The organism is Pseudomonas sp. CM27 (assembly GCF_013179515.1).
In the GTDB taxonomy this organism is placed as follows: Bacteria; Pseudomonadota; Gammaproteobacteria; order Pseudomonadales; family Pseudomonadaceae; genus Aquipseudomonas.
This window is the reverse complement of the sequence record NZ_JABMCN010000509.1, coordinates 1-531: the sequence shown is the minus strand read 5'-3', so window position 1 is coordinate 531 and position 531 is coordinate 1. Positions and strand designations below refer to the sequence as shown.

The window sequence follows — 531 nt, the reverse complement described above, 5'->3', positions numbered from 1 at the left end:
TTTTTTGCAATACTGATTAACGGATGAAATGGATGGCTTGCTTAAATCTATCCGGCGTCAAATTGGGGCAAGCCCCGCGCCACGATGAGAGCCGCGCCTGACGATCCTTAAAAGCCGCTCGGCTTCGAAAGCCGATTTTTATGTCAGGATCCTCGCCAGGCCGGTAGGCCGTTTATTTCATCTATTGCTCAGCTATCGCAAAACCTGAAAGGTGAATCGTGATACAGCAACAACCACAGGGTCAGGCGTTCAAGGCGCCTGGCCCTGTTTCGTATTGGGTGTGATGAGCAGAAATCGCCCAAGCTATGCGGGCGAATTTATTGGCCAGCGCACAGGCGACCACGTTTGAGTGTCGTCGCGTCATAAGCGCTCGCACCCAGTCCGCCAGAGCCCCCTTCTGCCGCGCCAGGTTCTGCATGTAGACCCTGGCGCATTGCACCAAAAGGCGTCGCAGATTCTTGTCGCCTCGCTTGCTGATCCCTAGCAAGTTAGCTTTGCCGCCAGTGCTGTACTGCCTGGGCACCAAGCCTA

The 531-nt window shown here is 55.0% G+C and carries 1 protein-coding gene; it reads right to left on the bottom strand.

Features of this window, described 5'->3' with window-relative positions; all coding sequences use genetic code 11:
- Window positions 1-241: 241 nt before the first annotated feature.
- Window positions 242-531 (bottom strand): transposase (locus HP547_RS29280; RefSeq protein WP_172289003.1); only part of this gene is annotated, 290 nt, incomplete at its 5' end.